Origin of the sequence: Streptomyces sp. ActVer (assembly GCF_027270795.1) — a bacterium.
Taxonomy (GTDB): Bacteria; Actinomycetota; Actinomycetes; order Streptomycetales; family Streptomycetaceae; genus Streptomyces; species Streptomyces umbrinus_A.
This window is the reverse complement of the sequence record NZ_JAPWHT010000102.1, coordinates 19,988-27,027: the sequence shown is the minus strand read 5'-3', so window position 1 is coordinate 27,027 and position 7,040 is coordinate 19,988. Positions and strand designations below refer to the sequence as shown.

The following is a 7,040-nucleotide window of genomic DNA, read 5'->3' as shown; positions in this document are numbered from 1 at the left end:
CCCCGGTTGGGGGAGGGGGGGGGGTGGGGGGAGGGAAAAACTGCGCGACACCCCCCGTCACGTTTGCCTAGCGTGGCCACATGACCCCCCGCCAGGACATCGACATACGCCCCATCCGCGAGGACGAGACCCGAGAGTGGACCCGCGCGCTGCACACGGGATTCCAGCTCCCCCCGACCGTCTCGGACGCAGACGTCAAGGACCGCAGCACCTACATCGTCCCCGCCCGAACACTGGGCGCATTCGACGGCACCAGATGCGTAGGCACGTTCCGCTCGTTCCCGCAGGAGATCACCGCCGTGGGCGGATCCCCCGTGCAGGCCGACGCGATCTCGAACGTGACCGTCACCTCGACCCACCGCCGCCGAGGCATCCTCACCCGGATGATGGCCGAGGACCTGGCGGCCGCGAAGGAGCGGGGCGACACCGTGGCGACGCTGATCGCCGCGGAGTACCCGATCTACGGCCGGTACGGATTCGGCGCGGCCACGACGGGAGCCGAGTGGATGATCGACGTGCCGAGGGCGGGCCTCGACCCCCGCTGGTCGGGCCCGGACGACGGCGGCCGTATCGACCTCGTGGACGGCGACGACGTACGGAAGACCGGCCCGGAGCTCCACGAGCGGCTCAGGCGGGTGCAGCCGGGCGTGGTCGACCGCGACGAGCGGTGGTGGCAGGTCCGTACGGGCGCGCTGGTGCTCGACCCGGCCTCGTGGACCGAGCCCTTCCACGCCGTGTACCGCAACGCGGATGGAGAGGTCGAGGGGCTGCTCACGTACACCGTGGACGACCACTGGGGGGACGTGAAGCAGCCGCTGGAGACCGCGAAGGTCAAGGACATGATCGCGGTCACGCCGGCCGCGGAGCGCGCCCTGTGGCGGTACGTGTGCTCGGTCGACTGGGTCACGAAGGTCAGGACGGGGTGGCGGGCGCCGGACGACCTGCTGCCGCATCTGCTGCCGGATCCGCGCGCGGCGCGCATCCTGACGCAGGCCGACCTGCTGTGGGTGCGGGTCCTGGATGTGGTGGCGGCGCTGGAGGCGCGTACGTACGGGGTGACGGGGACGCTCGTCCTGGAGGTCGTCGACCGGGGAGGGCTGTGCGGGGGCCGGTACCGGCTGGACGCCTCGGAAGCGGGCGCGAGCTGTGCGCGGACCACGGAGGACGCCGAACTCGCGCTGGATGTGGGTGAGTTGGGGTCGCTGTGGCTCGGGGACGAGTCGGCGGTGCGGCTCGCGGCGCTGGGGCGGGTGCGGGAAGAACGAGCGGGCGCCGCCTTCCTGGCCGACGCCCTGCTGCGAACGTCCAGGCGACCGTGGTGCCCGGACATCTTCTGATTCTCTTGTTCCTGGTGCTGCCTGGTGCTGCTTGGTGCTGCCTGGTGCTGCTTGGTGATTCTGTCCTTCGGGGTCCGGCCTCCGTTCCCTGTCGGTGGTCCGCGTCGGCGGCTTCTCCTCCGTTGTTCGGTGTGGCTGTTCAGTTGTGATCCGTAGCTGTTCAGTTGTTGTTCCGCGGATCTTGGAGCGAACCGCGATGGTGCGGACCGACCGGGCTCCCGGCTCCCCTCCGGAAGGGAGCACGGTCGGCCGGACTGCCGGACGGTGGCGTCCGATCAGCCGGACTGGGCGAGCAGCATCACGAGGATGACGGCCCCGAGGCCGCCGATCATGGAGTTCTTGGCCTTGATTCCGACGGCGAGGGCGACGAAGGCGATGACGCCCATCGCCCCGAACTTCACCTGGATCAACTGCTCGAAACCGATGGCGAGGGCGGCGACGATGATGGCGATGAGCGGCATGCGGTCCCTCCTTCGGGACGGGGAGGCGGACCCCCGCTGGGACCGCCCACCTGGTCGACAGTTGCGACTCCGGCGGCCAACCCCTGGGAAGCTTGACCATGTTGCTCAAGTTGGTAACCAACTTCACTGAAGTTATCTCCGCTTGGACGCGTCTCATAACCACCTTCTCAATAACTGCCCAAAGATGGCGCGAAGTTGTAGTGTTTGGTTGTGGACCCGGAACACGTCGCCGTCAATGGGCGGAAGAGGTCACAACAGCCACAGCGGTCACACCGCGAGGTGGCCGACGAGCTGCGCACCCGGATCAGGTCCGGTGAGCTGCGGCCTGGGCAGCGCATGCCCACACAGGCCCAGTTGGCCGACGAGTTCGGTGTCGAGCGAGGGGCCGTACGCCAGGCGCTGCGCATCCTCCAGTCGGAACACCTGCTGTCCAACGTGTCCAAAGGGAGCCCGGCGACCGTCGCGCAGGACGTGGGACCGGCTCTGACCGGGCCCGGAGCCCCGCCGCAGCCCACCATGGTGGCGCTCGCGTCGCGGATCACGGCGGCCTTCTCGGCCCCTCATGTGGAGATCGACGCGCTGTGTCTGACGGCGGTCTCCCTCACTCTCGCGATGGGTGAGCCGCTGCGTCTCATCCACGAGGGCCGAATAAAACCAGCCAGGATCGACGTCCGGGTGCTCCTGCCGTCCAGCGACATCGACCTCGCCTTCCCGGCACCGGTGGACGACAAGGTCGACGACCGGCTGCAGCGCCGCTGGCTGGCCCACCGCAACGCGCAGGGCCAGGTCCTCAAGCACAACCTGCTGGCGTTACGGGCCACGCACGGCATCGACGTACACATCACCTTCCGCGCCCTGCCGTTCACCCCGCCCGTGAAGCTCTACCTGCTCAACGGCGCGGAGGCGCTCTTCGCGTACTACACGCTGACGCGGCGCGGCGAGGAGATCGACCACGAGTACCTGGAGATGTACGACGCGGAGGGGACCCAGTCCATGCTGTTCCCCTTCGAACAGGGCGACGGCCTGCGGGACACGACCTTCGTCGAGCAGTCCCACCTGTGGTTCAACGCACTGTGGGAGACCATCAGCTCGGAGCTTGTGCTCACGGGCTGAGGTCTTCCACAGGTGGGTACCTGATCTTCGGGTGGGTCTTCGTCCTCGCAGTTCGTGGAGTTCGTGCAGTTCGTACGGGTCACAGGGCGGGCCCGGAGACCATGAGGGCGAGGACGACGGCGCCGATCGAGCTGCAGGTCGGGCTCTTCGCCTTGATGCCGATGGTGAGCAGCAGCAGTCCCACGACACCGCTGGGACCGTACCGCCACTGGACGAGCTGCTCGAAGGTGACGACGAAGACGGCGGAGAGGAAGGCTATGACGGGCATGGTGGATCCTCCTTCGGGTCTTTGTGGTGCCGGTGGTGCGGGGCGATGCTGGGGAGGCGCGGAGCCCTCCCATTTGCCAACTACTCGCGAGAGGAGGCAAACCGTCCGCCATCTTCGTTGAGTTGGTTGCCAACTCTGACTAAGTTATCCCCAGTTGGTCCCTACTTCAAAACAACTTTCAAACAACTCCCCTAAGATGGAGCGGAGTTGTAGCGTTTGGTCGTGACCCAGGAGAACGTGGCAGTGAACGGCAGCAGAAAGCTCTCGCCGCAGGAGATCGCCGACATCCTGCGGGACCGCATCCGCGCGGGTGACCTGCGCTCCGGCGACCGCCTGCCCACCCAGGCCGAGTTGGCCGAGGAGTTCGGCGTGGAGCGCGGCACGATCCGCCAGGCCCTGCGGGCACTCCAGGACGAGGGCCGGCTCAGCAACGTCAGCAAGGGCAGCCCCCCGCGTATCGCGGACGTGACCCCCGCGCGGGACGAACCTCAGCCGACGATGGTCGGGTTGGCACCGCAGTTGGTCGAGGCGTTCGCCGCGCCGCACGTCCGGGTGGACGCCGCGTGCCTCACCGCCGAGACCCTGATGCTGGCCCTCGGTGAACCGGTCCGCCTGATCCACGAGGGCAAGCTCCGCCCGGAGTCGATCGACGTCCGCATCCTCCTGCCCTCCCGTGACATCAACCTCGCCTTCCCCGTCTCCGTCGACGCGCAGGGGTCCCAGGACCCGGTCCACCAGCGCTGGCTGGAGATGCGCAACGCCCAGGGCCACGTCCTGCGCCACAACCTCAAGGCGCTGCGTTCGTCCCACGGAATCGACGTCAACGTGACCTTCCGGGCCCTGCCGTTCACGCCACCGGTGAAGCTGTACCTGCTCAACGGCGTCGAGGCCCTGATCGCGTACTACATGATCACGAGGCGCGAGGAGGCCGGCGACAGCGGCACCCTCGACATGTACGACGCCCTGGGCTCCACATCCCTCTTGTTCTCCTTCGAGCAAAGGGCAGGCCAACGCGACGCCGCCTTCGTCGAGCAGTCCCAAAAGTGGTTCGACGCCCTCTGGGAAACCATCACGACGGACCTGACACTCTCCTAGTGACTCCTGATACGAAGCAGACTGGTCCGGTGGCAGCAGAGACAGCGAACCTCCGAGAAGTGATCAAGCGCGCCCGCTTCGTGCTCTTCGACTTCGACGGGCCGATTTGTCGGTTGTTCGCGGGGCACTCGGCGGAAGATGTGGCCAAGGACCTTGTGAACTGGCTCGAACGCCAGGGTCTCCACGGGCTGCTGACCCAGGAGGAGCGTGTCCACCCCGACCCGATGGCGGTCCTGTACGCGGTCAACCGCCGCCATCCCCACAGTGATCTGGTGGTCGAACTGGAGGAACGCCTCACCCAACAGGAACTCAAGGCGGTCCCCTCCGCCTGGCCCACCGAGTTCGCGGATCCGCTGATACGAACCTGGAGCGCGGTGGGTGCCCGACTGGCCGTGGCGACCAACAACTCACCGCGCACCGCAGCCACTTACTTGGACAGCCGAGGCCTCGCCGGTTGCTTCGCGCCCAACATCTATGGCCGCACCCAGGACCTGCATCACCTAAAGCCGGACCCGCACTGCCTCAACCGGGCCATGAACGCCCTCGGCGCCGCCCCGCAGTCCACCCTCATGATCGGCGACGCTCCTTCGGACTTCGAAGCCGCCGAGCGGGCCGGCGTTCCGTTTCTCGGCTATGCGCGCAACGGGTACAAGGAGAAGTTGCTGCGTGACGCGGGAGCCGAGAACGTGGTGGTGTCGCTGGAGCCGGTGCTGCAGGTTCTCCGGAGCTAGCTCTGGAGCTGAAGTGTCAGCAGGAAGAAGAGTCCGGCCGACCACCAGGCCAATCGCGGGTGGCCCGCTCGTACTCCCACCGAAATGAGGGCCAGCAGGACCAGGCCCGCCACCCCGAGCCTCGACCGGACCAACTGGGTCATCGCGAACTCGACGCCCACACCCACCAGTTGGAAGAAGACCATGTTCCCCACCCCGTCCACCTCAGCGGATCGATCAACTTGCCGTCCAATTGGACTGGTTGTCTTGAAATTGGTTTCCCCTCTCTGGGAGATCCCTTAACCAGCAGTCAAGTTGGATGTCCGACTTGACTGCTAACTGGTTTGCTTGTGGACCGAAAGAGGTACGGTCGGCATGTGGACGAAGAGCGGACGAGCGAAGGAGGCGGCAAGGAGTTCGTGCGTGTCCTGGAGGAGCTGCGCAACAGCATGCTCACCGGGAAGTACGCGCTGGGAAGCTTCCTGCCGCCGCAGCGGGCCCTGGCCAAGGAGTTCGGGGTCTCCCGGGACACTGTGCAGAGAGTGTTGAGGACGCTGGCGGACGAGCACTGGATCGAGTCCCGCCAGGGCAGTGGATCGAAAGTGATCAAGGCGCAGCGGATACAACCCGCGGTCCTGCGGAGTGCGACGCCTCGCCCCATGGCTCTCGGCCCGATCATCAGCAAGGCCTTCGGACAGTCGGAGGTCAGCCTGGACGTCTTCACACTGACCGGCGAATCCCTCGACACTCACATCCGGTTGCAGGCGGAGAGCATCCGCGTGGATTCCCACGGCGCTCCGCGGAGCATCACCGTACGGATTCTGGTGCCTTCCGAGGGCGCCGAGTTGCCCTACCCCCGGTCCAAGGACGATCCGTCCGACCGGCGCCCGGTGGAGCGCGTGTGGGCCATCGCGCGCCGGTCCACCTCCTCACTGCGGCACACCCTCGAGTCCCTGAGGGTCGAGAAGCTGGTGCCCGAGGTCGACCTGAAGATCCGCCGCACATCGGTGGTCCCGAACTTCAAGTTCTATCTGCTCAACGGCGCGGAGGCGCTGTTCGGGCTGTACCAGGTGGTCGAGCGCCCGATCGTGCTGGACGACGGGGAGGAGCTGACCGCTGTGGACGTCGAAGGCATCGGCGCCAGCCTCATGCACTACGAGAGTGACGCCGACCCGGACTCCCCAGGCACCTTCTTCGTGGACAGCATGCAGGCCTATTTCGACTCGGTCTGGAGCCGTCTCTCGGAGGAATAGTCGTCCACGAGCGCCCGGGCCGCGACGAGGACCGAGGCGTGTGACGCGACCACACCGTCCGCACCGTTCCGCTTCATCTGCCGTCGGCGTCTCTTGTTCTGTGTGTATCCCAGGAAGCGGATCCCGGCCGCTCTGGCCGCCTGGAGGTCGGTGAGCTGGTCGCCCACCAGCAGGGCCTTGGCGGGGTCCATGTCGCCTACGGCCGTCAGGGCCCTGCGTACCGCGTCGGGGTGAGGCTTCATACGCCGCGGCTCGTGCGGATCACGGCCGCAGACCGCTTCGAACCTCGACTGCAGGTCCGCTCGTTTGAGGTACTGCTGGACGGGATCCTCAGCGTTGTTGCTCACGACCACCAGTCGTTTGCGGAGATCGAGCAGTACGTCCAGCAGGGGCTCGACGTCCGGAGCCTGAACGGCGGAATTTACGGCCTCGTATTCATATCGAGTGACGATGGTGTTCGCCTCGTCCAGAGGCTCACGGCAGCGCTGCGCCGGCGTCCCGTCGAGCATGTCCCTGAGGCGGTGGAGGATTCCGTGCGAGTCGTGGCAGTCCTCGACATCACGGTCGAGAGCGCCCCATTCGAGCCGCGCCATGACCTTGATCTCCTCGGCGATGTGCGCGGTCGGTTTCTGGCCGAACAGGTCGCAGAGGGGGCCGTCGAAGTCGAAGAACACCGCGTCCACGCCGTGCAGCAGCTGTCGCAGGGCTCGGGGGCCGCTGGGTCGGCCACTCAAAGGCCACATCATTGTCACCCGGACAGTGTGAACCACAGCAACCCGTGCTCCGTACGCGCTCCGGACGAC

9 protein-coding genes are annotated in these 7,040 nt (G+C 66.8%); 5 read left to right on the top strand and 4 right to left on the bottom strand.

Annotated features, from left to right (window positions below; translation table 11 throughout):
- Positions 1-80 precede the first annotated feature (80 nt).
- On the top strand, positions 81-1,337 hold the full coding sequence (locus O3Q52_RS18710) for a GNAT family N-acetyltransferase (RefSeq protein WP_269649922.1): 1,257 nt from the start codon (positions 81-83) through the stop codon (positions 1,335-1,337).
- Positions 1,338-1,612: 275 nt separating this feature from the next.
- On the opposite strand, the gene O3Q52_RS18705 is transcribed toward O3Q52_RS18710, so the two are convergent.
- A complete protein-coding gene (locus tag O3Q52_RS18705) occupies positions 1,613-1,798 on the bottom strand; it encodes a hypothetical protein (RefSeq protein ID WP_055618441.1) in 186 nt (61 codons plus the stop codon).
- A 204-nt stretch (positions 1,799-2,002) separates the two neighbouring features.
- Here O3Q52_RS18705 and O3Q52_RS18700 point away from each other — a divergent pair, with 204 nt between their 5' ends.
- Positions 2,003-2,911 carry a winged helix-turn-helix domain-containing protein gene (locus O3Q52_RS18700; protein ID WP_269649921.1) on the top strand — a complete coding sequence of 303 codons (909 nt, stop codon included), beginning with the start codon at positions 2,003-2,005 and terminating at the stop codon, positions 2,909-2,911.
- A 79-nt stretch (positions 2,912-2,990) separates the two neighbouring features.
- Here the strand turns inward: O3Q52_RS18700 and O3Q52_RS18695 are convergent, their stop codons facing one another.
- The gene (locus tag O3Q52_RS18695) at positions 2,991-3,179 is read right to left on the bottom strand and encodes a hypothetical protein (RefSeq protein ID WP_055618439.1); all 189 of its coding nucleotides are present in this window, start codon (positions 3,177-3,179) and stop codon (positions 2,991-2,993) included.
- Positions 3,180-3,395: 216 nt separating this feature from the next.
- On the opposite strand from O3Q52_RS18695, the gene O3Q52_RS18690 reads away from it, so the two are divergent.
- A complete protein-coding gene (locus O3Q52_RS18690) occupies positions 3,396-4,274 on the top strand; it encodes a winged helix-turn-helix domain-containing protein (protein WP_269649920.1) in 879 nt (292 codons plus the stop codon).
- The gene (locus tag O3Q52_RS18685; protein ID WP_269649919.1) at positions 4,274-5,005 is read left to right on the top strand and encodes an HAD family hydrolase; all 732 of its coding nucleotides are present in this window, start codon (positions 4,274-4,276) and stop codon (positions 5,003-5,005) included. Before O3Q52_RS18690 ends, O3Q52_RS18685 begins: the two co-directional genes overlap by 1 nt.
- On the opposite strand, the gene O3Q52_RS18680 is transcribed toward O3Q52_RS18685, so the two are convergent.
- Complete coding sequence (locus tag O3Q52_RS18680) at positions 5,002-5,199, bottom strand: hypothetical protein (protein WP_269649918.1); 198 nt, start codon at positions 5,197-5,199, stop codon at positions 5,002-5,004. The genes O3Q52_RS18685 and O3Q52_RS18680 overlap by 4 nt on opposite strands.
- A 162-nt stretch (positions 5,200-5,361) precedes the next feature.
- On the opposite strand from O3Q52_RS18680, the gene O3Q52_RS18675 reads away from it, so the two are divergent.
- Complete coding sequence (locus O3Q52_RS18675; RefSeq protein ID WP_269649917.1) at positions 5,362-6,237, top strand: winged helix-turn-helix domain-containing protein; 876 nt, start codon at positions 5,362-5,364, stop codon at positions 6,235-6,237.
- Here O3Q52_RS18675 and O3Q52_RS18670 read toward each other — a convergent pair.
- Entirely contained in the window at positions 6,198-6,971 is a 774-nt protein-coding gene (locus O3Q52_RS18670) for an HAD family hydrolase (RefSeq protein WP_269649916.1), read from the bottom strand. The genes O3Q52_RS18675 and O3Q52_RS18670 overlap by 40 nt on opposite strands.
- Positions 6,972-7,040 lie beyond the last annotated feature (69 nt).